The 25,965-nt window shown below is 63.8% G+C and carries 25 protein-coding genes, 1 pseudogene and 1 riboswitch; of the genes and pseudogenes, 5 read left to right on the top strand and 21 right to left on the bottom strand.

The genetic code is table 11. From position 1 onward, the window contains the following. From F462_RS01380 to bluB, 11 genes and pseudogenes are all read right to left on the bottom strand, one after another. Window positions 1-470, bottom strand: a pseudogene (locus F462_RS01380) (flagellin); the annotation flags it as partial. A 136-nt stretch (window positions 471-606) separates the two neighbouring features. Next, entirely contained in the window at window positions 607-2,151 is a 1,545-nt protein-coding gene (locus tag F462_RS01375; RefSeq protein WP_244270831.1) for a tetratricopeptide repeat-containing sulfotransferase family protein, read from the bottom strand. Window positions 2,152-2,231: 80 nt separating this feature from the next. Then, window positions 2,232-2,855, bottom strand: coding sequence for a YIP1 family protein (locus F462_RS01370; protein WP_038051041.1), 624 nt, complete (start codon window positions 2,853-2,855; stop codon window positions 2,232-2,234). 87 nt (window positions 2,856-2,942) lie between these two features. Beyond that, window positions 2,943-3,716: an adenosylcobinamide-GDP ribazoletransferase gene (locus F462_RS01365; protein ID WP_038051039.1), complete on the bottom strand. Its 774-nt coding sequence runs from the start codon at window positions 3,714-3,716 to the stop codon at window positions 2,943-2,945. Between the two features lie 280 nt (window positions 3,717-3,996). Next, complete coding sequence (locus F462_RS01360; protein WP_038051037.1) at window positions 3,997-4,566, bottom strand: histidine phosphatase family protein; 570 nt, start codon at window positions 4,564-4,566, stop codon at window positions 3,997-3,999. After that, window positions 4,563-5,624: a nicotinate-nucleotide--dimethylbenzimidazole phosphoribosyltransferase gene (gene cobT / locus F462_RS01355; protein WP_038051034.1), complete on the bottom strand. Its 1,062-nt coding sequence runs from the start codon at window positions 5,622-5,624 to the stop codon at window positions 4,563-4,565. Before cobT ends, F462_RS01360 begins: the two co-directional genes overlap by 4 nt. 251 nt (window positions 5,625-5,875) lie before the next feature. Continuing rightward, window positions 5,876-6,397 carry a bifunctional adenosylcobinamide kinase/adenosylcobinamide-phosphate guanylyltransferase gene (cobU, locus tag F462_RS01350; protein ID WP_038051031.1) on the bottom strand — a complete coding sequence of 174 codons (522 nt, stop codon included), beginning with the start codon at window positions 6,395-6,397 and terminating at the stop codon, window positions 5,876-5,878. Continuing rightward, a complete protein-coding gene (locus tag F462_RS01345) occupies window positions 6,394-7,875 on the bottom strand; it encodes a cobyric acid synthase (RefSeq protein ID WP_038051030.1) in 1,482 nt (493 codons plus the stop codon). The genes cobU and F462_RS01345 overlap by 4 nt, the downstream gene beginning before the upstream one ends. Then, on the bottom strand, window positions 7,872-8,900 hold the full coding sequence (cobD, locus tag F462_RS01340) for a threonine-phosphate decarboxylase CobD (protein ID WP_208854116.1): 1,029 nt from the start codon (window positions 8,898-8,900) through the stop codon (window positions 7,872-7,874). The genes F462_RS01345 and cobD overlap by 4 nt, the downstream gene beginning before the upstream one ends. Beyond that, entirely contained in the window at window positions 8,896-9,798 is a 903-nt protein-coding gene (cbiB, locus tag F462_RS01335) for an adenosylcobinamide-phosphate synthase CbiB (RefSeq protein WP_038051028.1), read from the bottom strand. The genes cobD and cbiB overlap by 5 nt, the downstream gene beginning before the upstream one ends. Next, entirely contained in the window at window positions 9,795-10,559 is a 765-nt protein-coding gene (gene bluB, locus F462_RS01330) for a 5,6-dimethylbenzimidazole synthase (RefSeq protein ID WP_038051025.1), read from the bottom strand. Before bluB ends, cbiB begins: the two co-directional genes overlap by 4 nt. Before the next feature lie 98 nt (window positions 10,560-10,657). Further along, a riboswitch (cobalamin riboswitch) is annotated at window positions 10,658-10,882 on the bottom strand. A gap of 135 nt (window positions 10,883-11,017) precedes the next feature. Here bluB and F462_RS01325 point away from each other — a divergent pair. From F462_RS01325 to F462_RS01305, 5 genes are all read left to right on the top strand, one after another. Then, entirely contained in the window at window positions 11,018-11,923 is a 906-nt protein-coding gene (locus F462_RS01325) for a cobalamin-binding protein (RefSeq protein ID WP_038051024.1), read from the top strand. 378 nt (window positions 11,924-12,301) lie between these two features. Then, complete coding sequence (locus tag F462_RS01320) at window positions 12,302-13,273, top strand: FecCD family ABC transporter permease (RefSeq protein WP_018141060.1); 972 nt, start codon at window positions 12,302-12,304, stop codon at window positions 13,271-13,273. Beyond that, on the top strand, window positions 13,273-14,136 hold the full coding sequence (locus tag F462_RS01315) for an ABC transporter ATP-binding protein (RefSeq protein WP_038051023.1): 864 nt from the start codon (window positions 13,273-13,275) through the stop codon (window positions 14,134-14,136). The genes F462_RS01320 and F462_RS01315 overlap by 1 nt, the downstream gene beginning before the upstream one ends. A gap of 4 nt (window positions 14,137-14,140) precedes the next feature. Further along, the gene (locus F462_RS01310) at window positions 14,141-14,506 is read left to right on the top strand and encodes a hypothetical protein (RefSeq protein ID WP_038051021.1); all 366 of its coding nucleotides are present in this window, start codon (window positions 14,141-14,143) and stop codon (window positions 14,504-14,506) included. A gap of 85 nt (window positions 14,507-14,591) precedes the next feature. Further along, complete coding sequence (locus tag F462_RS01305) at window positions 14,592-15,440, top strand: pirin family protein (protein ID WP_038051020.1); 849 nt, start codon at window positions 14,592-14,594, stop codon at window positions 15,438-15,440. 223 nt (window positions 15,441-15,663) lie between these two features. On the opposite strand, the gene glpK is transcribed toward F462_RS01305, so the two are convergent. The 10 genes from glpK to F462_RS01255 form a co-directional block, all read right to left on the bottom strand. Further along, window positions 15,664-17,166: a glycerol kinase GlpK gene (gene glpK, locus F462_RS01300; protein WP_038051019.1), complete on the bottom strand. Its 1,503-nt coding sequence runs from the start codon at window positions 17,164-17,166 to the stop codon at window positions 15,664-15,666. 17 nt (window positions 17,167-17,183) lie between these two features. Continuing rightward, window positions 17,184-17,573: a VOC family protein gene (locus F462_RS01295; RefSeq protein WP_038051018.1), complete on the bottom strand. Its 390-nt coding sequence runs from the start codon at window positions 17,571-17,573 to the stop codon at window positions 17,184-17,186. Continuing rightward, window positions 17,570-18,061 (bottom strand): 2-C-methyl-D-erythritol 2,4-cyclodiphosphate synthase, encoded by a 492-nt coding sequence (ispF, locus tag F462_RS01290; protein WP_371180482.1) that lies wholly within the window; start codon window positions 18,059-18,061, stop codon window positions 17,570-17,572. The genes F462_RS01295 and ispF overlap by 4 nt, the downstream gene beginning before the upstream one ends. A 2-nt stretch (window positions 18,062-18,063) precedes the next feature. Then, a complete protein-coding gene (gene ispD / locus F462_RS01285) occupies window positions 18,064-18,810 on the bottom strand; it encodes a 2-C-methyl-D-erythritol 4-phosphate cytidylyltransferase (protein WP_038051015.1) in 747 nt (248 codons plus the stop codon). After that, window positions 18,803-19,210, bottom strand: a complete 408-nt coding sequence (gene ftsB / locus F462_RS01280) for a cell division protein FtsB (RefSeq protein ID WP_038051013.1) — start codon at window positions 19,208-19,210, stop codon at window positions 18,803-18,805. The genes ispD and ftsB overlap by 8 nt, the downstream gene beginning before the upstream one ends. Before the next feature lie 190 nt (window positions 19,211-19,400). Next, on the bottom strand, window positions 19,401-20,678 hold the full coding sequence (gene eno / locus F462_RS01275; RefSeq protein ID WP_038051011.1) for a phosphopyruvate hydratase: 1,278 nt from the start codon (window positions 20,676-20,678) through the stop codon (window positions 19,401-19,403). Between the two features lie 74 nt (window positions 20,679-20,752). Beyond that, a complete protein-coding gene (kdsA, locus tag F462_RS01270; protein ID WP_038051009.1) occupies window positions 20,753-21,595 on the bottom strand; it encodes a 3-deoxy-8-phosphooctulonate synthase in 843 nt (280 codons plus the stop codon). A gap of 65 nt (window positions 21,596-21,660) precedes the next feature. Further along, complete coding sequence (locus F462_RS01265) at window positions 21,661-23,328, bottom strand: CTP synthase (RefSeq protein WP_038051007.1); 1,668 nt, start codon at window positions 23,326-23,328, stop codon at window positions 21,661-21,663. A 104-nt stretch (window positions 23,329-23,432) separates the two neighbouring features. Beyond that, complete coding sequence (locus tag F462_RS01260; RefSeq protein ID WP_038051006.1) at window positions 23,433-25,109, bottom strand: PP2C family protein-serine/threonine phosphatase; 1,677 nt, start codon at window positions 25,107-25,109, stop codon at window positions 23,433-23,435. After that, the gene (locus tag F462_RS01255; RefSeq protein WP_051918095.1) at window positions 25,109-25,951 is read right to left on the bottom strand and encodes a GGDEF domain-containing protein; all 843 of its coding nucleotides are present in this window, start codon (window positions 25,949-25,951) and stop codon (window positions 25,109-25,111) included. Before F462_RS01255 ends, F462_RS01260 begins: the two co-directional genes overlap by 1 nt. Window positions 25,952-25,965 lie beyond the last annotated feature (14 nt).

Genomic DNA, 25,965 nt, shown 5'->3' with positions numbered 1-25,965 from the left:
ATGGTCTGGCCCTGGTTCGCACCCACCTGGAAGAACAGGTCCTGCACACTGCCGTCCAGCACACGGCCACCGTTGAACTCGGTGCTGTTGGCAATCCGCGAGACCTCGGACATCAGCTGCTGAACCTCGTCGTTCAACGCCTGACGGTCCGAAGCCGAGTTGGAATCGTTCGCCGCCTGCACCGCCAGCTCGCGTGCCCGCTGCAGCGCATCGCCCACGGTCCCCAGGGCGCCCTCGGCCGTCTGCGCAAACGAAATCCCGTCGTTGGAATTGCGCACCGCCTGGTTCAGTCCGCGAATCTGGGTGCTGAAACGTTCGGAAATGGCCAGACCGGCCGCGTCGTCCTTGGCGCTGTTAATCCGCAGGCCCGAGGACAGACGCTCCAGACTCTGGGCCAGCGCACCCTGGGAATTCCCCAGATTGCGCTGCGCGTTCAGGGACAGAACGTTGGTGTTGATAATCTGAGACATGATCACTCTCCTGTAGAGTCGTACTCGCCGCCTCGGGCGGTTCAGTCGACGGTCCTAGCCCGCCTTCAGCACCGTTAACGACACCCGACCACCATCCTTTAGCCCCAAATCGAAAAAAACCGATACCCCTTATTGTTCAGTCGCCGCTGGGAAAGACCTTTGCCCTCGCGGCGCCTACCGCCTCCTCGAACGCAGGCCGATAGGCCTCATACTGCTCACCGATACTCGCGAATGCCGGGTTCACGCGGCTGCGTCTGCCGAGGCTGCCGGTTAGCCCAAGCAGGGCCGGGTCGGCGATCTCCCCTTGATCGTCCGCGCATACCGCCTCCCATTCCAAGTCGTGCGCGGCCAGCACCCGGGCCACATGGGCATCGGGGTTTTCCAGCATCTCTTCGTAGTGCACCCGTTGCACACGATCGGGAAATATCCTCTCCCAGTGATCCGCCATCCGGCGATACAGCATCAAGAACTCGGCGATGGTGTCGATCGCCCACGCGTACGGCAGGCGCTGCGCAAACCAGCGCATGTAGATCGCCATCGCGTTGTCCACCGGGTCCCGCTCGCAGAAGACTACGCGGGTACCCGGGTAGAGGCTCATGAACGTCCCGACATGGAAGACGTTTCCAGGATTGGTAACCAGATGGGTTCGGACCGATTCGTCCTTCGCCTCGCCCCACATGGAGTCGACCCGCGCCCGCATCTGCGCAATGCCTGCCGGTTCCAGCTCCCGCATAATCAGCGGATAGCGCTTGCGCACCTCCTTCGGGAGCTGGGAAAGAACCTCCTGGAGAACCGCCAGCTCGCCATAATGGCGGACTCGCGTGTGTCCGGAGAGCGGGCCCTCCAGTAGCGACTTGCCGGAACGGGGCGGACCCAGCACCAGCGTCAGCGGCCTTGGAGACTGGTTCGGGTCATCAAGCCCCCTCGCCCAATCCGCGCAGAAAATCTTCTCGGTGGCCGCGACATTCTTGCGTATGGCTCCCTGACGCACCTGCTCGACCTGGCGGTGGATCGCCTCCGCCTGGCGCGAATTCCCGAGCTCAAAGGCCGAGAATGCCTGATCGAGATCGCCCGCATCCTGGTGCAGCTTCGCCAGCGCGAAATACAAACGGCCCTGGTCGCGAAGGTCGAACTTCCCCTTGCGGATGATCTTTTCCAGTTCCTTTCTGGGCGAGCCGTCCGCGGGAAAATGGCGCGAATGCGCAAACGAGAACCAGAGCTTGGCACTGTTGCGATCAGACTCCACCAGGGATTCCAGAATCTCGGTCGCCTCGTCCCAACGCCCCTCGGCCTGGAGGACGCGCGCGTAGTTGTCGAGTGCCAGGCGCATATTGGGGTCCAGTCGCAACGCCTCGCGCAACGCGGCCCCGGCAGCTTCGAAGCGGTCGCGCAGGATCAGCACACCGGCCAGCGCGTTGTAGCTGTCCGCATCCTTTGGACACATCTGGACGAGTTTCGATGCATACAGGGTCGCTGTGCTGTACTGATGCCGGTCGAAGGCCCCCTGAATCAGAAGCCTGAGGGCATCTGTACTATTGGGCTCAATACCGAGAACTTGCCCACACAAGGCCTCGAGCTCCTCGAAGGCGCCATCATCCAGCGCCTTCTTTGCCTTCTTGAGCAATCCCGCGACTTTCGAGGGCTTCGCTTTTCTCTTGCCACCTGCCTTCCCTGCCGCCATACCAATCCCGGTTGTTCGTTCGTTTCCGCGCCAGTATACCGACCCAGTTACCAGGACACGTCAACCAAGAATGGTCCTGGTTATATCAGCCAGGTGGTGCCGATACGGATCTCGGGGGTGGCACCAGGGATCACGTCCATCAGGGCCCAGCCGAAGATAAGGGTGATGAAGGCGCCGCAGAAGACGGTGGCCACGAACAGGCCGATGCGGTTGCCACGACGCAGCCCTAGGATGCCGCGAAGTGACCAATACAGCAGCCACAGCGAATACAGGATCAGCAGCAGACCGATGCCATTGCCCCACGGCCAGGGGAAGGCGGCGGCGACCTTGGCGACCCAGGCCGGGAGCAGGCCGATACTGACCGCCAGCATGGCCCGGTCCGCGTCCCCGCGCCCCTGAAAGAGTTCGCCCAGGTAATGCGCGGACCACGTCAGCCCGAGCACACCGATACTCATTGCGAGCACACTGTAGATACCGAAGCCCCATGCGCCCGGCATCGCCTCCGGCGGCAGCCCAGTCGGAATCACCTGATACAACCACTGGCTGGCGATAACGCTTACCAGCAACACCGGCAAAGCCAGCCCCAGAAACGTCTGCCACCACGGCGGCGCCTCCGTCTGGCCTATCTCACGGACCGCTGCCAGCGGATTCACAATTACACGGAAGGTCACCCGTAACGGATTCAATCGAGCGGGAAAGGTCATCCTGACAGTATGTGGCAATCCGGTGACTGTTTTGTGACAGCCCAAGCGCCGCTCATCTCCCCAGATAGCACTAGGTGAGCCATCCGGTCAGTGCAACGACAGCGTCAGCACCATCACGGAGAGCGTAGCCACTTCGACCGCTTCCAGGGTCGCACCGGCCGTGTCGCCGGTGAAGCCGCCAAGCCAGCGGCGCAGAAAGGCGGCGATCCCGAACACCACCATCAGTGCCAGAAACATGCCCATAATCAAACCCCAAAGCCCGGTCGCGAGGGCCAGGATCAGGATGAATAACCCCGTCGCGGCCAACACGGCCAAGGCGGGCGTCCGAGGGAGGTGGGTTGCCATCTCCGAGCCCAGGCCCTGTTCCCGAACATAGGGGACCACCAAGAAGAGCCCCGTGAGCGCCGCTCGTCCCAGCACGACAGCAACCAGCAACACCAGCCAGGCACCCGTCTCTACCACCGCCACCAACCCCGCAAACTTGATCAACAGCACCAGGATCAAGGCGGCCACGGCCATTGGGCCTGAAGCCGGATCTTTCATGATGGCCTGGGCACGTTCCGGGTCCTGGTGACCACCGACCCAGGCGTCGACCGTATCCGCCAACCCATCAAGGTGCAACGCACCGGTCAGCCCGACCCACAATGCAAGTACGAGTGCGGCGATCAGCAACGATGGCGCACCTGGGATTGCTGCCAGTGCCATGCCAAACCCGACCACCACCAAGCCCAGGATCAGCCCCACGAGTGGATAGGCGAGCACCGACCGGCCGAGATCTTTCGGCGTCGGTTCCAACACCGGTGTGGGGAATCGCGTCAGGAACTGCAGCGCGAGCCAGAATGGGGTTAGGACGGGTGTCATTCTGGAGGCCTCTGGGCCTTGCGGTCATCCGGCAAGCGGGAGATCCAGCGGACCCGGGTGACACTACGACTGTGGCCACTTCCCTGTGGGAGGCCAGCCCTCTGGCCGATCTGGCGTTGGATGCGCCCCAATCGGCCAGAGGCTGGCCTCCTACAGGGTGTTTCGGGGCCCATTGTAGGAGCCTGCTTGCAGGCGAAGCGCCTGCCCATGTTGGGCTTTGGCAAGGGCTTCAACTGCAAGCAGGCTCCTACAACAGCCGGGGTTGGGACGGGTTCGCCGTTCATGCGGGGCGTTGCGCTGTGGTGGGGCGCTGGATCCGGTGGAGGGATGCCAGCGGGACTTCGATGGAGAGAAGCTTCTCCAGTGGCCAGCCCTCGAATTGCGCGCGGAGTACGCGGATCACGCCGCCATGGGTGACAACGAGGGTGCGATCTCCCTCGGCCACCACGACCTGCTCCCATGCGGCCAGGATACGATCCCGGAAGCTGGCCAGGTCTTCTCCTCCCGGTGGCGGGCAGTGGATTGGGTCCTGCCAGAAGCGCCCCAGGCCGTCGGCGTCCGTCTGCATCAGCTCTTCGGCCGTGCGACCCTCCCACTCCCCGAAGTGGAGCTCCTGCAGGCGTGGTTCACGGACAAGAGGCACACCAGCGGCGCGCGCGAAACGTTCTGCAGGTAGCCGGCAGCGCTGCAGCGGCGAGGTCACGATGCGGTCCCAGGTGCCAGACGCCTCGAAGACCGCGTGCATTGCCTGCTCCCCCGCGGGCGTCAAGGCGTCGTCGCAACCGCGTCCGCGAAACCCCGATCCGGTCGTTTCGCCGTGGCGCAGCAGCCCAATACTGGGAAACGTCATTGCGAGCTCCCGGCCACGCCGGCCTCCGCAAAGGTCGCCATGCCGGCGTGGAGCTCGCAGGCCATACGGAGCAGGGGCACCGCGGTTGCCGCCCCACTGCCCTCGCCCAAGCGCATCTCCAGCTGTAGCAACGGTTCGGCATTCAGCTCGCGCAGCAGGACGGCGTGACCCGGCTCGGCCGAGGCATGGCCGTAGAAGAACCATGCCTCCGCGCCGGGGCACAACCGAGTGGCCACCAGCGCAGCGGTGGTACTGATAAAGCCGTCAACCAATACCGGCAATCCAATCTGGGCGGCTGCGATATAGCTCCCGGCCAACGCGGCAATCTCGAAACCGCCCAAATCGCGCAAACTGCCAAGGGCCTCGCCACGAACGCCCGAATGGCGCTCCAGCCCCCATTCGATCACGTCTGCCTTGTGCCGGACGCCGTTTGCGTCCAGTCCGGTGCCCGGACCGGCCAGTTCGGCACCTGGGCGTTTCAGGATGGAACAAGCGACCGCCGCCGCCGAAGTGGTGTTGCCGATGCCCATGTCGCCACCGATAAACAACTCGGCTCCCGCGCGGCGCGCACGTTCGGCACACTGACGCCCGACGTTCATGGCGCGTTCGAGCTGCCCAGCGGTCATCGCCGGCTCCCTCGCCAGATTAGCGGTGCCCGGCCCAAGACCGATCTGCTGGATCGCCGGGTGCGAAGGCACCTCCGCCACCGTTCCCAAACTCATCACCTCCATGCTGGCTCCCAGGCTGCGAGCCAGAACGGCTATTGCGGCCCCACCCATGGCGAAGTTCACGACCATTTGCGCCGTCACGGCCTGCGGGAACGGTGAGACGCCCTCCTCCACTACACCGTGGTCGCCGGCAAAGACGGCGACATGGATACGCTCCAGCGTCGGCCGTTCGCGGCCTTGCATGGCAGCCAGGCGTTCGGCCACGCCTTCCAGTCTTCCGAGTGAACCGGGTGGCTTGGTGAGCTCGCCCTGGCGGGCCACGGCCGCCTGGCGGGCCGTGTCGTTCAACGGAGCTGGAGGAACCTGGAGCCAATCGCAGTCTTCGGTCACTTCCGGCCTCCACTAGCTGCTGGTTGCGAATGACTCCACCGGCCCCAACCCCCCGTCATTGCGAGGAGCAAGGCGACGAAGCAATCGTTCAAATCTGGCAGCCCGTGGCGTTTCACGGACTGAGGCTTCGGGAGAAGATTGCCGCGCCACCTGCGGCTCCTCGCAATGACGCAGGCGCGAGACCGGCCTGAGGCCTTTTGACCCGTATGCCCGGCTGGATACTCCACGGATTTGATTCATTGCTGGGCCCATCACAAAGGATCTCCCTTGAGTATGTGCGGGAGACCGGCCACGGTCAGGACGACGCGGTCCATCTCGGCCGCGAGGCGCTGATGCAGGCAACCGGACTCGTCCGCGAAGCGGCGCGAAAGGGCGTCCATGGGCGTAATCCCGAGGCCGGTCTCGTTACTCACCAGAATCACGGTCCCGGGCAACCTTGGGAGCGTTTCGATCAAGGCCTCACGCTCCTGTTCGATCCGGGCCTCGTGTTCGGTGCAAAGCAACTGGGTCAGCCACAAGGTCAGGCAGTCCACCAGCAGGCAATGATCGGGCGCCGCCGTCTGCTCCAGCGCCTTGCCCAGCCCGGTACCGATCTCCACGAGGCCCCAGTGCGCGGGACGGTCGGCCTTGTGGCGTTCGATCCGGCGCGCCATTTCCTGGTCATCGGCCCGGGCGGTAGCCACGTAGGTCACCGGTTGACCACTCTCCTGCGCCAGCCGCTCAGCCAGACGGCTTTTGCCAGAACGAACCCCGCCCAACACAAGGGTCTTCATCGCGAAGCCTTCTGGGGACGCAACAATCTCAGGATTCGTTCCATATCCAGATGCTCCTCCAGCGCCGTCGCCAGCCGATCCAGACCGACCTCGCGCGCAGCCGAGAGATCCTGCGCCCGGGTCACGCCCACGTCCAGGCCCGCCCATTCCACGATGGCCGTCGCGGCCTCCGCCCGATCCAACACCCCATGAACATAGGTTCCAATTACCGTATCGTCCTCACTGCGAGCCCCGTCCGGGCCATGCGACAGATGCAGCAGCGGACGCTCAAGCCCGCGCCCGGTCGTGACCCCCGCGTGGATCTCGTAGCCTTCCACCGCCGCCGGCCCATCCAGCACCCGATCCCCTTGCACACGCTCCAGCCGCTTCTCTGGCCCCAGTGTGGTCTCGATCTCCAGCCAGCCAAGGCCAAGGGTCGATCCCGGTGGACCCTCCACGCCCTCCGGGTCATGTACCGCCCGTCCAAGCATCTGGAAGCCGCCACAGATCCCCATCACCCGCCCGCCATAGCGCAGGTGGCGTCTGATCGCATCCTCCCAGCCCTGCTCGCGCAACCAGGCCAGGTCGTTGCGCACCGCTTTTGACCCCGGCAGGAGCACCAGATCGGCCGGTTGCAGCGACTCGCCAGGCCCCACGAAACGCAGGTCCACGGCCGGATTCAGGCGCAACGGGTCGAAGTCGGTGTGGTTGCTGATGCGCGGCAGGGCCGGAACCACCACCCGCAGCGCACCCGCGTCGGCTTCGGGAACCGCCTCACGGGGCAAGGCGTCCTCGGCATCCAGATACAAGCCATGCAGATAGGGCAGCACGCCCAGTACCGGCTTGCCCGTCTCCTTCTCCAGCCAGTCCAGCCCGGGTTGCAGCAGCGACCCGTCCCCACGAAAGCGGTTGATCACGAACCCCCGTACCCGGGCGCGCTCGCTCTCGCTCAGTAGTGCCAAGGTGCCGACCAGATGCGCGAACACACCGCCGCGATCGATATCCGCCACCAGGATGACCGGGCAATCCACCGCCTCGGCAAAACCCATGTTGGCAATATCCCCTTCACGCAGGTTGATCTCCGCCGGCGAGCCCGCCCCCTCGACCAGGATGTGTTCGTAGTGGGCGGCCAGGCGAGCATGCGACGCCATCACCGCTTCATGCGCGACGCGCTTGTAATCATGGTAGGCCCGCGCATCCATCTGGGCGGCCGGACGCCCGTGGATGATCACCTGGGCACCCTGGTCGGAACTGGGCTTGAGGAGCACGGGGTTCATATCGGTATGCGGCTCCAGCCCACAGGCTGCTGCCTGTAGCGCCTGAGCCCGACCGATCTCGCCACCATCCGCTGTCACCGCACTGTTGAGCGCCATGTTCTGTGGCTTGAATGGCACGACAGACAGTCCGCGGCGATGCAGAACCCGCGCAAGGCCCGCGACCAGGACGCTCTTGCCGGCATCCGAGGTCGTGCCCTGAACCATCAGTGTGGTGCCGCTCACAGGGACTCCAGTGCCCGCTCCAGGCGCTCCCATTCCGCCTCGGAGCCCGGCAGGCCGAAGCGCACGCTGGCGGGCGCATCGAACCGCCGCACCAGGATCCCCTGTGCACCCAGACGGTCTTGAAATACCGCTGGCGCGTCCATCTGGCGCCACTGAAACAACGCGGTGCCGCCGGTCGGTGACAGCCCGTAGCCGTTGAGCAGGGATTCCAGGCGCTGCCCGGCGGCTTTCAGTGTGTCTCGCATTCGGACCTGCCAGGCATGATCCGCAAGGGCCTGTGCCGCGGCCCAGCGGGCCGGGCCAGCAATCGTCCAGGGTCCCAGCCGCGCGGCTAAGCCTTCCCGCATTGCCGCCGCCGCGATCACACAGCCGACGCGCGCACCGGCCAGGCCAAAGAACTTGCCCAGAGAGCGCAAGACCACCAAACCCTCCCGGGTCGCGGCATCGGCCAGGCTCTGGTCGGGCGTGACGTCCATGAAGGCCTCGTCCACGATCAGCCAGCCACCCCGTGCGGCCAGCTCGGCATGCCAGGCCAGCAACGTATCTCGCGAGAAACGCTGCCCGGTGGGATTGTTCGGGTTCACCAGCACCAGGACATCGAGCTGGGGCATCGCCGCTGCAATGGCGTCCGCGTCCAGCGGCAAAACCTCGTGCCCGGCACACCGCCAGGCCTTGGCATGTTCGTTGTAGCTGGGTTCGAGGATGCCGACCCGTGCCGCCCCCTGACGCAGCTGCGGCAACGTCTGGATCGCCGCCTGCGAGCCGGGGACCGGCATTAGCTCCGAGGTGCCGTAATAACTGGCGGCAACCACCTCCAGGCCGTCATCCAGCTCTGGCAGGCGCGCCCAGGCCGCTGCCGGGACCTCACCGACCGTATAACCATGCGGATTGATCCCGGTGGACAAGTCCAGCCACTCGGCGAAGGGGACCCCGTAGCGCGCAGCCGCCGCCCGAACACGACCCCCATGCGCCTGGTCCAGACGTTCCGGAGATCCGCTCGTGGCTACAGCCGGCTGCTGATCAATACAAGACAACGAACACGACCCCCACAACAATGAATCCCAGCCAGATGGCCAGGGCGCGATCCACCAGGCCGATCGCGCCCCGTATCCCGGCCGCATCGGGCATGCGCCCCATACCCAGACGCGGGCGCCATTCATCACGCCCCGAGTAGGGGGCCGGGCCGCCCAGTACGATCCCGAGCGCCCCGGCGCCCGCAGACATCACCGGACCCGCGTTCGGACTCTTCCATCCAGGCGCCTGCTCGCGCCAGCACTGCAGGGCATCACGGGTGTTGCCCGCCAGTGCATAGGCCAACGCTGTCAGCCGGGCCGGGATGTAATTCATGGCATCGTCCATACGGGCGGCGGCCCACCCGAACTGGCGATACCTTTGCGAACGATAGCCCCACATCGCATCCAGCGTATTCACCAGGCGATAAGCAATAACGCCCGGGGCACCGGCCACCAAAAACCAGAAGATGGTGGCAAACACGGCATCGTTGCCGTTTTCAAGGACCGATTCGACCGTCGCCCCGCTGACGCCCCGGGTATCCAACGCGTCCGTGTCCCGACTCACGAGCATGCCCACCGCGGCTCGGGCTTCGGTCGTCTGATCGGACTCGAGCGCTTCCGCAACCCGCTCGGCATGTTTATCCAGGCTGCGCCAGCCGATCGCCAGCGTGAGCACCACCAGCCCGACCAGCCAGCCCCAGGCCAACGAAGCCGCGACCCACGCGAGCACCACCCAGGGCAGAACCAGCGCCACCAACAGCAGGGTTCCACGTGCCCGGCTATCGCGATGCCAACGAGCCTCTGCCCAGGCAACCAAACGGCCAAACCCGGCCAAGGGATGAAAGCGCCGGGGATCGCCAAACAAGCGATCCAGGATGAGCGCCCCGATCAACGTCAAGAAAACGATCACGAGCGGTCCTTGCCGGCATAGGCGGCGGAACCCGGTGCCGCGCCCGATCCGGGCTCCGCCCGATCGGCCCCCTGGTCCCAGCGATCCTGGAACACCAAGTCCGACAACGTCCGGCGCTGGTCCCATCCGGTCTGTTCCAGCATGGGCCGATCGTAGAAGGCCTCCACGTGCCCCAGGCAAAGGATGGCCATTGGATAGGCGCCCTCCGGCATGTGCAGGGTCTGTGCCAGCCAGTCGGGATCGAATAGCGAGACCCAGCCCATCCCCAGGCCCTCGGCACGGGCGGCCAACCATAGATTCTGAATCCCGCAGGCCGCCGAGCAAAGGTCCATCTCGGGCAACGTGCGCCGACCGAGTACGTAGCGCTCGCGCCCATCCGTCAGCGCTACAACGAGTAGCTCCCCGGCTTCGCGAATCCCTTCCAGTTTCAGACGGTGGACCTCGGCCGCTTTCTCTCCGCAGGCCTCGGCCGTGCGTTCCTGTTCCGCGCTCACATGGGCGCGGAGAGACGCCCGCAACGCGGGATCGACAATTCGCAGAAAGCGCCAAGGCTGCATATACCCGACACTCGGGGCATGGTGGGCAGCCTCCAGCAGGCGCTGCAGCACCTCCGGATCAACCGGGTCGGGACGGAAATGGCGCATATCGCGGCGCTCCCCAATCACCCGATAAACGGCTTCGCGGGAGGCAGCATCGAAAGCGCCACAATCACTGAATTCAAGCGCGTCAGATTCAGGCAGGGTGGAAGAAACGTCTGGCATCCTGGGTTCCGTCCGGGCGACGGCAGGTGGGCGGCAGACGGCAGCAGAACACGAGCCGAACGGCCCGAACCCCCTACCGACTCACGCCCACCGCGCCGTCGCAGGAATTCACGCCGGGCCGGTCTCCGGGCTTGCACACCCCAGGATCATCTGGGCCGGAAGACGCCTTCCCACAACCGATCGCGGATGCAGTGGCGAATGCCTTTCGATGGCCCGACTGGCGGGCCGGTGTGCGTACCGTTGCGGGGGCAGCGCTGGCTTAGTCCAGCTTCCCGTTCAACCCCGCCGATTGTCGGCGGGGCACCTGGCGATTAAGCCCTTTATGATACGCAACCGATTCCCTGTGAACCACCGCCCCCTCCGTCATGATGGCCTCAGGCTGATATGATGTTGCACGTTTTCGCGCCCAATTCTCTCTCGACCGGGCATTCTGTTCCTTGCATATCCATCGGATTTCAATGAATATTTTTACACTCACCCATCGCGCACTCCTGCTCGGTTTGATGCTCCCGATATCCGGCACACTGGCCGCGTCGGAAGTCAGCGTCGAGGACGATGACGGGCACGAAATTCGTCTTGAGCAGCCGGCCGAGCGGATCGTCAGCCTGGCTCCGCATATCACCGAGGTGGTCTTTGCGGTGGGTGCCGGCGACCGGCTGGTGGGAGCCACGCAGTACAGCGACTACCCGCCCGAGGCCGAGCTCGTTCCCCGCGTAGGTGGATACAGCCGCATCGATCTCGAACGCGTGATTGAGCTCGATCCGGATCTAGTGATTGCCTGGCGCAGTGGGAACTCCGCAAGCCAGATCGACCGGCTGCGTGACCTTGGCGTACCGGTCTATGTGTCGGAGCCACGGCGGTTCGACGGGGTCGCCTCCAGCATGCGCCGGATCGCACAGCTCGCCGGAACCCAGGACGAAGGCGCCCGTGCGGCGCAGGACTTCCTCGACCGCATGGATGCCCTGCGTGAGGAATACTCGGATCGGAAACCCGTGCGCTTGTTCTATCAGGTATGGGAGCAACCCCTGATGACCATCAACGATGAGCACCTGATTGCCGAGGCGATCGAAGTCTGCGGTGGCGTCAACGTGTTTGGTCACCTGGACCGACTCGTTCCACGTATGGACCGCGAGGCGGTGATCGATGCCGATCCCGAGGTCATCATTGGGGGCGGCATGGGCGAGGATCGTCCGGACTGGGTGATCGCCTGGACACAATGGGAAGATATGACAGCAGTCCAGAGCGACAATTTGTTCTTTATTGCGCCCTCGCTTCTGCAGCGCCATACCCCAAGGATCGCCGAAGGTACCGCCCTGATGTGCGAAGAGCTGGACCGCGCGCGCCTGCGCCGCCCGGCTGAATAATCCCGTGCGCACCCGACCGTTACTCTCAAGCGCACCTCTAGGGAAACACTGATTAATGCACGCGCTCGCGTTGGCACCCCAGGTTTTCCGAGACAAGGCGCGTCGTGCAGTGGGTAGTGGTTCTACCCGCAAGCGGCGCAACGCAGGATCGGGGAACCTGGGGTGCCAACCCCCACAAGCTATTGAAAGACGGGGCTCGGCCGCCCGTTGTTATCAGAAACGGGCGCGCGCACGGCGTTGCGGTTCCCTTGTGCAGAATGACTGCACGGCAATCACCGCGCCTTGTTCGCACGCAAAAGCGACTCGGGCGCGAGCGCGTGCATTAATCAGTGTTTCCCTAGGCGTACGCCCGTCCATGGACGCACGCAAAGTAATGGCATGACCCGTTCCTTTCTGCTCGCCACTGGCGTCCTGCTGCCCGCATCACTCCTGGCCATCCTGATTGCACTGGCCTACGGCAGCGTCGCCATTCCCCTGGGCGATCTGTTCGCCGTATTCACAGGCGAAGCCTCGCGCCTGCACTCCACACTGGTGCTGGAGCTACGACTGCCAAGGGCTCTCGCCGCCTTCGCAGCCGGGGGTCTTCTTGGAGTTGCCGGGGCATTGATGCAGGTCTTGCTGCGCAACCCATTGGCGGATCCGTACGTGCTGGGCCTGTCCGGGGGCGCATCGGTTGGCGCATTGTTGTCCATGCTGGCCGGGCTCTCGATGTTCTACGTTTCAGCGGCGGCCTTTGCCGGGGCCCTGCTGTCCACCGTGATCGTGTTCGGCCTCGCCCACGGCACCGGGAGCTGGACCCCCACCCGCCTGCTCCTCACCGGGGTCGTCGTCGCCGCGGGCTGGGGCGCGATGATCAGTTTCATCCTTGCCATCAGCCCGACTGCCGAACTGCCCGGAATGCTGTACTGGCTCATGGGTGACGTCTCGCATGCTCGCAACCCCTATCCCGCCTGGGGCGTGCTGGTACTGGTCGTCTTACTGGCGCTTCCACTGGGCCGCACCTTGAACGTGCTCGCACGAGGCCCGATGCAGGCGGCCGCCCTGGGGGTGGCGGTTCGCCCCGTGGAATGGACGATCTACGTGGTCGCCGCCCTGATTACCGCAACCGCCGTTACTCAGGTGGGCGCCGTGGGGTTCGTCGGGCTGATCGTGCCGCACATGCTGCGCCTGATTTTCGGCAATGATCAGCGGGTCATTCTGCCGGCCTCGGCCCTGGCGGGCGGAATTCTGCTAACCCTTGCCGACACCCTGGCGCGCACGATCATCGCGCCGGAACAACTCCCGGTGGGCGTGATCACCGCCATGCTGGGCGTACCTGTGTTCCTGTTTCTGCTGTATAGGAGCCGCTGATGCCAGCTGTGCCATCCAAAACGGGATCCAGCGCGCATGCCCATGCACCTGGCCTTGGCGCCCGCAGCGTTCACGAACAGCCAGGCCCCAAGACCCTATTGGCCAGCCATGACCTGGTCATCGATGTACCCGGGCGCGCCGACGGTTCCCCACTCTCGCTCACCGTCAATCCTGGTCAATGCTGGGGCATCCTGGGACCCAATGGCGCGGGCAAAAGTACGCTGCTGCAGACCCTGGCCGGATTGCGCACTGTTCGCAGCGGACACATCGAGGTCCAGGGGCGTACGCTGCGCGAACTTTCACGAGCCAACCTGGCACGGCGCCTGGGCCTGGTGTTCCAGACACACCATGACGGCTTCCCCGCCACAGTCCTGGAAACGGCCCTCATTGGGCGCCACCCTTACCTGCGCCCCTGGGACATCGAGACCGCCGAGGACTACGAACGAGCGCGGGCGTCGCTCGCCGCGATGGATCTGGCCAATCTCGAACACCGCATGGTCGATACACTCTCTGGAGGCGAGCGCCAACGGCTCGCCATTGCGACCGTCCTCACTCAGGACCCGAATCTGTTATTGCTGGACGAGCCCACCAGTCAGCTCGACTTGCACCACCAGGTGGCCGTCCTGAATCGTGTTCGCGGGATTGTCGCCCAGGCAGAACGGGCGGCGGTGCTCGTGCTGCATGACGTGAATCTGGCCGCCCGCTATTGCGACCACCTGCTGCTGCTATATCCGGATGGGCAAGCCTGTTGGGGGCCGGCCAATACCATGCTGGTCCCCAGCGCCCTGGAACGCCTCTACAATCAACGTTTGAGCGTCGGCGAGGTGGATGGCCTGCCCGTATTCCTCCCACGCAGCGAGTAGCCCCATGGAGTTTTTTCGCACCCTACGCACTCGTCTGGATGCCAATAGTATTCAGCGTCTGCTGGATATCCCCGCTCTCCCTGTCTATTGCGATGCAATTGATGCCCTAGTGGAGCACCAGGGTCTGGATGCTGGCGTCGTTTACTGCATCTGGGGCGAATTTCGAGTCCACCGTGAACGGATCAATGGTGGGCTTCGTTTCTCCCTGCCCGGCTGCCCAAACGGCCTCGCCTGGACCCTCAGCACCGGCCACCCTCCCTCGCCGGATGCCGTTGTGCTGCACCTCACCATCAATCGTCAGCACCACGACTCGGATTTTGTCGAAAGCCTGGAGGCCTTCGCGGATGCCTGGCATCTGCCAGAAGCCTGACAGAGGGCCTCATGAAGGGAAACGATGCAATTTTCTTTTCGTTTCATGGTCGGTATGGTGCAGATCTGTTGCGAAGGAGAACGCCATGAATCCGACACCGCCGGACAGTGTAAAGACCGCTCATCCCACCCAGGACGGGGCTGGGGTCAAGATTCGGCGCATCCATGACTTTCGTGGTGGGCTCGATCCGTTCCTGATGCTTGACGAGCTCAAGGCCAGCGCCCGCGAAGACTACATTGGCGGCTTTCCGGCACACCCCCACCGCGGTTTCGAGACCCTGACCTATCTGGTCCATGGCGGCCTGACCCACGAGGACTCCATGGGTAACCAGGGACGCGTGGAGGCCGGGGAAGCCCAGTGGATGAGTGCCGGGCGCGGCGTGATCCACTCCGAGATGCCCCTCCTCGACGCCGATGGCCTGCATGGCTTTCAACTTTGGGTGAATCTCCCGTCGCGGCGGAAAATGGATCCGCCGCGTTATCGCGACGTGCGCGCCGACGATATGCGCCACCTACCGGAAGAAGACGATTCCCTCCGTTTCAAGGCGATCGCTGGTTCCTGGCAAACCAGCGCCGGCGACACCGAAGGCCCGCTGCCACAAATCGGCGAGGGCGCCGCGATGGCCGACCTGACCCTCCCAGCCGGCTATCGGCTGTCCCTGGCGGTACAGCTGGAAGATCGTGTGCTGGCCTACGTCTTTGATGGTGAGCTTACCGGGCTGGCTACAGGCCAACTGGGCGTCTGGCACGGGCACACCCAGATCCATCTGATCGCGCAGCAAGACGCTCGCGTCCTGCTATTCAAGGGCCGGCCCCTGGGCGAACCCATAGCCCATTACGGGCCTTTCGTGATGAATACCAGCGACGAACTGGAACAGGCGATCAGTGACTACCAGTCGGGCCAACTCGCGGCCGAACCGGCAAGCATAGATTAGGCACGCCGACTCGAGGCAACGTCACCCCGCGCACCATTCCCTTTTCCTATATCGCCGCTGTGACAAGGCGGGTTCCGAATTGTCCGCATGCCGGCTCTTCGCTGCGGCCGCGGGATGGCGAGCTGGCATAGCGATGGTTAAGGGGGGTGCTGGCTATGGCAGGGGCTTCGCCGCCGAGGCGGCTCTACAAGCGCCATTTATCCCATCTATTGAGCTCTGCCGATCAGTCTTCTCGCGCCCAGCCCATGCTGCGTTGAACGGCCTCTTTCCAGCCACGGTAGAGACGGTCGCGGGTTTCAGGGTCCATATTCGGCTCGAATACGCGATCCAGCCTCGAGTGATACTGGAGGTCCTCGCGGGTCCAGAAGCCCACCGCCAGACCGGCTAGATACGCCGCACCGAGCGCAGTGGTTTCGGTCACACACGGGCGTTCCACGCGCACGCCCAACATATCGGCCTGAAACTGCATCATCACATTGTTGGCCACAGCACCCCCATCCACACGCAGGGACTTGAGGGAGATGCCGGAATCTGCCTCCATCGCCTCGATCACGTCCCGTGTCTGGTAGGCGATTGAATCCAGCGTCGCCCGCGTGATGTGCTCCATGCGTGTACCCCGAGTCAGGCCAAAGATCGCGCCCCGGGCGTACATATCCCAGTAGGGGGCACCGAGGCCCGCAAACGCGGGTACGACATACACCCCGCCCGCATCATCGACCTTGCCTGCAAAGTATTCGGAGTCTTCCGCGGAGTCGAACAGACGCAGCTCGTCGCGCAGCCACTGGACGGCCGCCCCGGCAATGAAGATCGATCCCTCCAGGGCATATTCGACTTTTCCCTCCAGTTGCCAGGCAATGGTCGTCAAGAGGCCGGATTCCGAGGTGACGGGGTCCTGACCTGTTTGCATCAGCAGAAAGCAGCCGGTCCCGTAGGTGTTCTTGGCCGTGCCCCGTTCGAAGCAGGTCTGACCAAATAGCGCGGCGTGCTGGTCACCCGCCATACCGGCAATAGGCACTCGCGCCCCTTCGAACAGGCCGGCCCCGGTCTTGCCCACGATGCCACTGGAATCACAAACCTCCGGTAGCATCGCGCGCGGGATCTCCAGCGCGACGAGCAACTCGTCATCCCAATCGCCCTGGTGGATGTTGTAGAGCATGGTGCGTGCGGCATTGCTGGCATCCGTCACGTGGCGTTCACCGCGTGTCAGGTTCCAGACAAGCCAGCTATCGATCGTGCCGAATGCCAGTTCACCGCGCTCGGCCCGTACACGAGCCCCATCGACATGGTCCAGCAGCCAGCGCAGCTTTGTGGCGGAGAAATAGGCGTCCACCACAAGCCCTGTGCGTTCCCGAATCTTTTCGGCAAGTCCGCGCGCTTTCAGGTCGTCACAAAGCGCGGCGGTGCGCCGGTCCTGCCAGACGATTGCCGGATGGATCGGCTGGCCGGTATCTCGCTCCCAGACCACCGCTGTCTCACGTTGATTGGTGATCCCAATCCCTGCGAGCTGCGAGGGGTCCAGCCGTTGACGCTCCAACACCTCGCGGGCAACGCCGATCTGGGTGGCCCATATCCCCATCGGATCATGTTCCACCCAGCCCGGCTGCGGGTAGTGCTGGGTAAACGCCTTCTGCGCCACCCCTTGGACGGTCGCCGCCCGGTCAAACACAATGGCCCGGCAACTGGAAGTCCCCTGATCCAGAGCGAGGATGTAGTCCGGTTGCGGCATACCCTTCCCCCGTTACCTTAGTCGGCCTCCAATAACTCGATGGTATTGCCGTCTCGGTCGCGGACAAAGGCAGCCATTCGCCCAGAGCGGCTGCGCTCCGCGGGAAAACCGGCTGCCTCCAGCCGTCGCAGCAGCTCCTCCAGCCCTTTAACCCGCAGGGCTAGATGGCGATCGCGACCCCCGGGGACCGGACGCGAGACCGGATCCGGGTTCTCACCACCCAGCAGATGCAGCGCCTGTCCACTACCCAGGTCATACCATCGCCCAGGGAAACCCAGATCGGGGCGCGGAAGAGGGAGGAGGCCTAGCAACGTCTCGTAGAAGTGACGCGCCACTTCGGGATCGGCCACCACCAGGCTGGCGTGATCCACTCGCAACACCCGTGCTTTTACCGACGATGCCGTCATACCTTCATCAGGCCTGACACGGGTTCGAGCAATACGACTGCCTGGGCGGCTACGCCTTCACCACGCCCCGTAAACCCGAGACGTTCGGTTGTGGTCGCCTTTACGTTGATGACTGCAAGCGGACAGTCGAGGTCCGATGCCAGATGGGCCCGCATCGCCTCTACATGCGGCGCCATCTTCGGAGCCTGCGCAATTACGGTCGCATCTAGATTGGTCGGCCGCCACCCTGCATCGGCCACGCGGCGCACCGTCTCCCGCAGCAGGCGCCGGCTATCGACCCCACGAAACTGGGGGTCAGTATCCGGGAAGTGGCGGCCGATATCGCCTAGCGCCGCCGCACCCAGCAAGGCATCACAGATGGCGTGCAACAGCACATCGCCATCGGAATGCGCCACAAAACCACGGTCGAAGGGAATACGCACGCCGCCCAGCACCAGGTGATCACCTTCGCCGAAGGCATGCACATCGAAGCCTTGACCAATACGCATACTCATGGACGGAACCCGCCTTCCAGACGTCCCTGCTGCATCAAGTACAGCCGCGCCAAGTCCAGATCCTCTGATCGGGTGATCTTGATATTCATCGCCGAGCCCTCAATCAGTCGAGGCTTCTTGCCCAGATATTCGATGGCACTGGCCTCATCGGTGACTGCGTGCCCTGCGGCGCGTGCCTTCCGATTGGCTTCACGCAACACATCCAGCCGAAACATCTGCGGGGTCAATGCACGCCACACGCGGTCACGCTCCAGCGTCCGTTCCACATGCCCCGCCCCATCACTCCATTTGATGGTATCGGTACTTGGACAGGCAAGGAGCCCACCCACTGCATCATCACCCAGCGCCCGCAGCAAATGATCGACATCGCTGACCGGAAGACACGGCCGTGCCGCGTCATGCACCAGCACCCAGTCTTCACCGTGTGCCCGCTCACTCAGGAAGTCCAGCCCGTTCTGGACGGAATCGGCGCGTTCGGCGCCCCCCGCCACACGAAACAGCCGTCCTCCCGCCGATGGAAGATCCAGGGCGTCTGGGTCCACGTCCGGCCCGAGTACTAGTACCACACCTCGGATACGCGGATGTTCCAAAAAGATGGACAGGGTGTGGGCCAGGATGGTCCGCGATCCGAGGGTCAAGTATTGCTTGGGTCGATCCGAACCCATGCGCCGCCCAATGCCGGCAGCGGGAATCAACGCCCAAAATGCGGCCTCGCGATCCCGATCGCGCAGGTCGTCAGCCATCAAATGGATCCTCCGGGGGCAGTGTGTCGGTCGCCGGCTCGGCGTGCTCCGGAACCTGCGAGTCCGGCCCGGGAGCCGTGTCCTCCGCCGGTCCTGGAAGCGGTTCCACCTCCAGGATAACCGTCGGCTCGTCCCCGACCACGAAGAAGAACGTCTCGTCCTCTCGGATCATGCCAAGATCCCTGCGCGCGCGCTCCTCGACGGCCTCCGTACCACCGCGCAGATCGCGCACCTCGGCCTCGAGTGCTTGATTGCGTTGTTCCAGTTCCGCATTGGCCTCCTGCTGGCGCTCCACCTGCTCGCGCAGATCGCGCACATCGCGCCAGCTCCCCTCGCCTAACCACAACGGCCATTGCAGCATCAGCAACACGAGCCCCAGGCCCAGGAGGAGTCCTCGCATTACCCGCGCCCCACATGGCCGAACGCCAACACGCCACCCCCGCGACCCGCAAGGGTCCCGGAGAATGGGGCCAGCATGGTTGTTGGGTCGGCGAGCATGCCCGGCATTCTACGAGCCCCTGTCGCGCGGGGACAGGAACCGCGCCGCACGCTGAAAATCTCGCAGGGACCAAGCCAGGCTGCGACTTTCGTTACCCGCGGAAGGTGAACGCAGACATGCCCGGGTAGCTTGCACGCGCGCCCAGATGTTCCTCGATACGAAGCAGCTGATTGTACTTGGCCACCCGATCCGAACGCGACAGGGAACCGGTCTTGATCTGCCCGGCACGGGTCGCCACTGCCAAATCGGCAATAGTGACATCCTCGGTCTCGCCGGAACGGTGCGAGATCACGGCGGTATAGTTCGCCTGCCGCGCCATCTCGATCGCTTCCAGGGTTTCGGTCACAGTACCGATCTGGTTCAGCTTGATCAGGATCGAATTGCCCACACCCTTGTCAATGCCTTCCTGGAGGATGCGCGTGTTGGTCACGAACAGGTCATCGCCAACCAGCTGAACCCGCTTGCCCAAGCGTTCGGTGAGGGTCTTCCAACCGGCCCAGTCATCCTCGGCCATACCGTCTTCGATGGTCAGAATCGGGTACTGATCCACCCAGTGCGCCAGATACTCCGAGAATTCATCCGCGGAGAATGCCTTGCCTTCGGAATCCAGGTGGTAGCGCCCGTCACGGTAAAACTCGGAGCTGGCGCAGTCGAGCCCGATCCAGATGTCCTCACCGGCCTTGAAGCCCGCGTTGTGAATCGCCTCCAGGATCACTTCGATGGCGGCGGAATTGGACGGAAGATCCGGCGCAAAGCCACCCTCGTCGCCCACTGCTGTCGCCAGGCCCCGCTTGGCCAGTACCTTTTTAAGGGCGTGGAACACCTCCGCACCATAACGGACCGCCTCGCGTACGGATTCCGCGCCGACCGGCAGGATCATGAACTCCTGCATATCGACGCTGTTGTCCGCATGCGCACCGCCATTGATGATGTTCATCATCGGCACCGGCAGCACCGTGGCGTCTTCGCCCCCCAGGGTTTCGAACAACGGCTGTTCCCGATCGGCAGCCAGGGCATGGGACGCGGCCATCGACACGGCCAGCAAGGCATTGGCCCCCAGGCGCGACTTGTTCTCGGTACCGTCCAGCTCCAGCATGCGGTGGTCCACGGCCGTCTGGTCCAGCTCCATTCCGCGCAGGGCATCGCGAATCTCGCCGTTCACGTGACTGACGGCCTTCAGGACGCCTTTGCCGCCGTAACGCTTCTCGTCATCGCGCAGTTCCAGCGCCTCGCGCGCACCGGTGGATGCACCCGACGGCACCGCCGCGCGCCCCATGGCACCCGAGTTCAGGACAACATCAGCCTCGACCGTCGGGTTACCCCGGGAATCGATGATCTCGCGGGCGAAAATATCCGCAATCTGGGACATGCTCTCTCCTTGGAAAATACCCGCCCGAACGGGACCGCCCGGGACGTTTAATCGAATCAGTAAACCGTTTGCTGTTAGCGCAGGCCGTATTCCGCCTCTGCGAATGGCTGTGCCTTTGTCGCGGCATCCAGTGCCTTCAGGGTCCCCAACAATTCCGCCATCTTCGGTAGCGGCCAGGCATTCGGACCGTCGGACAACGCCTTATCCGGGTCCGGATGGGTCTCCATGAACAGCCCAGCGACGCCGGCCGCGACAGCGGCCCTGGCCAACACCGGAACAAACTCTCGCTGCCCCCCGGAGGTGGCACCCTGCCCTCCTGGCTGTTGTACGGAATGGGTTGCATCGAAGACCACCGGGCAACCGGTCTGGCGCATCTGGGCCAGGCCCCGCATATCGGAAACCAGTGTGTTATATCCAAATGAGACGCCGCGTTCACAGACCATGATTTGATCGTTGCCGACCTCGCGGGCCTTTTCGACCACATTGCCCATGTCCCACGGCGCCAGAAATTGGCCTTTCTTGATGTTCACCGGACGGCCCTGACGCGCGACATTCTGGATGAAATTTGTCTGGCGACAGAGAAATGCAGGCGTCTGCAACACATCCGCCACGCTGGCCACTTCGTCCAGTGCGGTGTCCTCGTGCACGTCGGTCAGCACGGGTACACCGATCTCGGCCTTCACCTTGTCCAGAATGCGCAAACCTTCTGCCATGCCCAAACCGCGGAAGCTCTTGGTGGACGAGCGGTTCGCCTTGTCAAAGGACGACTTGTAGATCAATGGAATGCCCAGGCCATCGGCAATCGTCTTGAGGCTGCCGGCGGTCTCCATTGCCATTGCCTCGGATTCGATGACACAGGGCCCTGCAATCAGAAAAAAGGGCTGATCGAGGCCGACTTCAAAACCGCAAAGCTGCATGGTCTGTCCTGTCTGGCAGAGCCTGGCCTCCGGCCAGCCACCGCGAAAAATCCAGATCCGACGGCCTACTCCGTAAGGGCCGTCGTGGTTTCCGGTGCCCGCGCATCCTGAAAATCACGCGCCGCTCGCACGAAGCCGGTAAACAGCGGATGCCCGTCCCGCGGAGTCGAAGTGAACTCCGGATGAAACTGACACCCAACGAACCACGGGTGTTCGATCAGCTCGACGGCCTCCACCAACTCGCCGGAGTCCGACACGCCGGAGATTTTCAAGCCGGCGGCCTCCAGGCGTTCGCGATAGGCATTGTTAAATTCAAACCGATGGCGATGGCGTTCTTCGACTCGCTCGTGGCCATAGGCTTCAGCGATCCGCGATCCTGCCGCCAGCCGGGCGCTTTGGGCACCCAGACGCATCGTCCCGCCCAGGTCGCTGTCGACGTCCCGGCGTTCGATACGGCCCTCCTGGTCCTGCCACTCGGTAATCAGTGCGATCACAGGGTGTGGCGTATCCGGCGCAAACTCGGTGCTATGGGCGTCCTCGAGACCGGCCACATCGCGCGCGAATTCAATGACTGCGACCTGCATCCCGAGGCAGATCCCGAGATACGGCACTCGACGTTCGCGCGCATACCGCACCGCCGCGATCTTGCCTTCTACACCGCGCTCACCGAAGCCTCCGGGGACGAGGATCGCGTCCAAACCTTCCAGCTCACTGGCGGCCTCGTTCTCCGCACCTTCCAGCTTCTCGGAATCCAGGTAGCGGATCCGCACCCGCGTGCCGGCCTGGATGCCCGCATGCGTCAGAGCTTCGTTCACGGATTTGTAGGATTCCGTGAGATCAACGTATTTGCCAATCATGCCGACGGTGACTTCCGACTCCGGGAACTCCATGGCGTTGACCACGTGCTTCCAATCCGACAAATCCGCCTGTGGCGCCTCGATACGAAGTTTACGCAGCACGATCTCGTCGAGCTTCTGCGAATGCAGCCACAACGGAATCTTGTAGATATTGTCCACATCCACTGCGGAGATGACCGCTTTCTCTTCGACGTTGGTAAACAGCGCGATCTTGCGCCGTTCGCCCTCGGGGACGGCCTGCGTCGAGCGGCACAGGAGAATGTCCGGTTGGATACCGATCGAGCGTAGTTCCTTGACCGAGTGCTGGGTTGGCTTGGTTTTGATCTCGCCGGCCGCCTCGATGTATGGAACCAGGGTCAGGTGCATAAACAGGGCGTTCTCATGTCCCAGCTCGACCCCCATCTGGCGGATCGCCTCAAGGAACGGCAGGGATTCGATGTCACCCACCGTGCCGCCAATCTCGATCAGGGCAATGTCGGCATCCCCGGCACCCTCATGGACCGACCGCTTGATCTCGTCCGTGATATGCGGAATCACCTGCACGGTGCCGCCAAGGTAATCCCCCCGGCGTTCCTTGCGGATTACGTTCTCGTAGATTTGGCCGGTGGTGAAATTGTTGCGCCGCGAGGTACGGATACGCACGAACCGTTCGTAATGCCCCAGATCGAGATCGGTCTCGGCACCGTCATCGGTAACGAACACCTCGCCATGCTGGAAGGGGCTCATGGTGCCCGGATCCACGTTGATATAGGGGTCCAGTTTGAGCAACGTCACCTTGAGACCGCGGGCCTCGAGGATGGCCCCCAGAGAGGCGGATGCAATACCTTTGCCCAGAGACGAGACCACGCCTCCGGTGATGAATACAAAACGCGTCATGCGGGAAACCTGGCTGGGGGCTGACAAGCACCGGACCCGGTTCATCCAATCCACCCGGGTTCGGCGGAAAACGCCTGTGAGAGTATCAGAGCGCCCGCCCCCGCTCAATCGGCGGGCGGGGGCAAACCTCCATTTCCCGACCCAGCCGACAAGGGTCGGAATGCGACCAGCGTCATGTCATCCCGGCGGGGCTCGCCATCGCGGTAATCCTCCAGCACCCGCACCACGGCGTCGATCTTGCCCGAAAGGTCGCGCCCACTCTTTTCCCCCAGAACCTGACGCAGGCGCCGCCGGCCGAACAGCCGCGGGGGCTCGCCGCCAACATGGTCGTGCACCCCGTCCGTAATCAGAAAGAACTCCGTTCCGGGTTCGACTGCAACCTCGTGGTCCACCGGCTGCGCCGGTTCCAGGCTGCGATACCCCAAACCGCCGCGCACCCCCCGGATTTCTTCCACCTCGCCGCACCGGTCGATCATCAACGGGAGCCCAACGCCCGCAAAGACCAGCTTGCGATTCTCGGGGTGGTACACGCATACCGCGGCCTCCAACCCATCATCCGAGTCGGAGTCATAGCCGTCCTGGCGCAGGCGCGAACGCACCAGACGGTCCATCTCGCGCAGGATCGCAGAAGGTTCCAGCAGTCGGTGTTCATGCAGGATTCGATCCAGGGCCGAGGCCACCACCAGGGTAATGAAGGCCCCCGGCACACCGTGGCCGGTGCAGTCCGCGACCACGAGGATGCTCTGGCCCTCGATCGCCTCCACCCAGAAGTAGTCACCACCCACCAGATGCAAGGGCTCCCAGTAGATCTGGACCTCGTCCATGTGCCCATCGAGGGCGTGCTTGTCCGGCAACATCGCCGTCTGGATGCGTCGGGCATAGCGGATGCTTTCCACCACCAGGCGGTTACTGCGTTCGAGCTCGCGGTTCGCCTCGTCGACCTGCGCCAGGGCGCGCTCGGTCTCCGCCTTCTCCTCTTCCAGCTGGCGCGTGCGTTCCTCTACGCGGCGCTCAAGATCCGCATTCAGGGCCTTGAGTTCGCCCCGCGCGCCATCGCGGGCATCGAGCCCTTCCTGAAACGCCCGCAACAGTCGGTCCAGCGAACGCCCTAACGCGCCGAGCTCGTCATTTTCGTGATGCCCGAGTCGGGGCATCGGCCACTGTGCCGGCTGGTCCGGGTTGGTTTCCGCCACCGCACGGGAAATCCGCAGCATCGGCCGCAACATCAGCACGTAGAACAGCAGCACGACGACCAGCGACACGATGATCGCCTGCGTAACACTGGTCACCACGCCCGTCTGAAGTCGGGCAACAAAGATCTGGCCCAGCACGCCGGGGTCCAGCTCGACCTGCAGCTGCCCTACCCCCTGGATATTGCCGCGAGTATCGGGGTGACGAAGCTCGCGTTCGTGGGTTTGCAGATCGCCAAAAAGCCACTGCGTCCATTCCCCGGCCGCGCGCTCGCGCTCACGAGAATCCGACGCCAGGGTGTTCCCGAAATCATCGAGGATCTCGACGCGGCGAATTTCCTGGAAGACGAGCAGTCCCTGCACCAGCGAGTCCGCTTGGTCCGCGCTAAGCTGAAAGGCCGCCTCGGCCGCCGGGGGTTCAACCAGACGTTGCAGCCGGTCAATCTGCTCCGTGGTCTCGGCACGAAAGGCATTCCAGTCCGAGGCGATTACGTACGCACTGGAGAGAAGGCTCAAGGCCAGGGCCACCAACAGCGTGGCGACGGCCAGCTTGGCGACAAGGCTTCGATGTCGGCGCGCGCCGCCCCCCATCAGCCGTGTTCGCCGTGCGTTTGCACGATGACACGGTTGCGCCCTTCGTTCTTGGCGCGGTAGAGGAGATCATCGGAAAGTGCCACCAACTCCCCGGCATCCGGCCACAAGGTCGTGGTGACCACGAGACCGATCGACACCGCCAGTGAAAGCGGCTCGTCCTTCCAGTGCAAGGATGCATTCTCGACTGCGCTGCGAATCCGTTCAGCCAGTGCCCGCGCCCCTTCCACATCCAGATCCGCGGCTACCACCAGGAATTCCTCGCCCCCCATACGCCCCGCGTACTGTTCCGCCCCGAGTTCGCCGCGCAAGATGTCGGCGAAACTCTCCAGAGCGAAATCACCCGCCGCGTGGCCATGGGTGTCGTTGAGCGTCTTGAAGTCGTCGAGATCCAGCATCATGACGGCCAGAGAACTCGTCTGATCGCCAACGCTCTCCGCCATGCCCTCGACACAGTCAATCACGCGCCGGCGCGAGAAAAGGCCGGTCAGGGCATCTTCAAGGGCCAAGCGTTCCAGCTCCGCCGTGAGGCGTTCACGCTCGCGGACTTCATCCGACAATGCGTTATTCAATTGAGCGAGATGGTCCGCCTGTTCACGCAACTGGCGATTCGCATCCTGAAGGTCTGCCTGCATCCGATCGCTCATGCGCATCATGCGGCGTTGTGCGCGGTATCCCTCGGAGTAGGCCTTGGCCAGCACCTTGACGCCATCCGCAACCGCATCCAGGGCCTCGAGCATCTGCTCGGACCGATGCATGATCGCCTTTTCCTGTTCAAACAATGAAAAGTCGGCCAGGCCCTCCGCATCCTTGCCCTCTCGGGGCAGGCTCGGGGACTTCATCGGATCCTCACGCG

It is taken from the genome of Thioalkalivibrio sp. ALJ1 (assembly GCF_000745395.1).
Classification (GTDB): domain Bacteria; phylum Pseudomonadota; class Gammaproteobacteria; order Ectothiorhodospirales; family Ectothiorhodospiraceae; genus Thioalkalivibrio.
The sequence above is the reverse complement of the archived record's forward strand: the minus strand, read 5'-3'. Positions and strand labels throughout refer to the sequence as shown.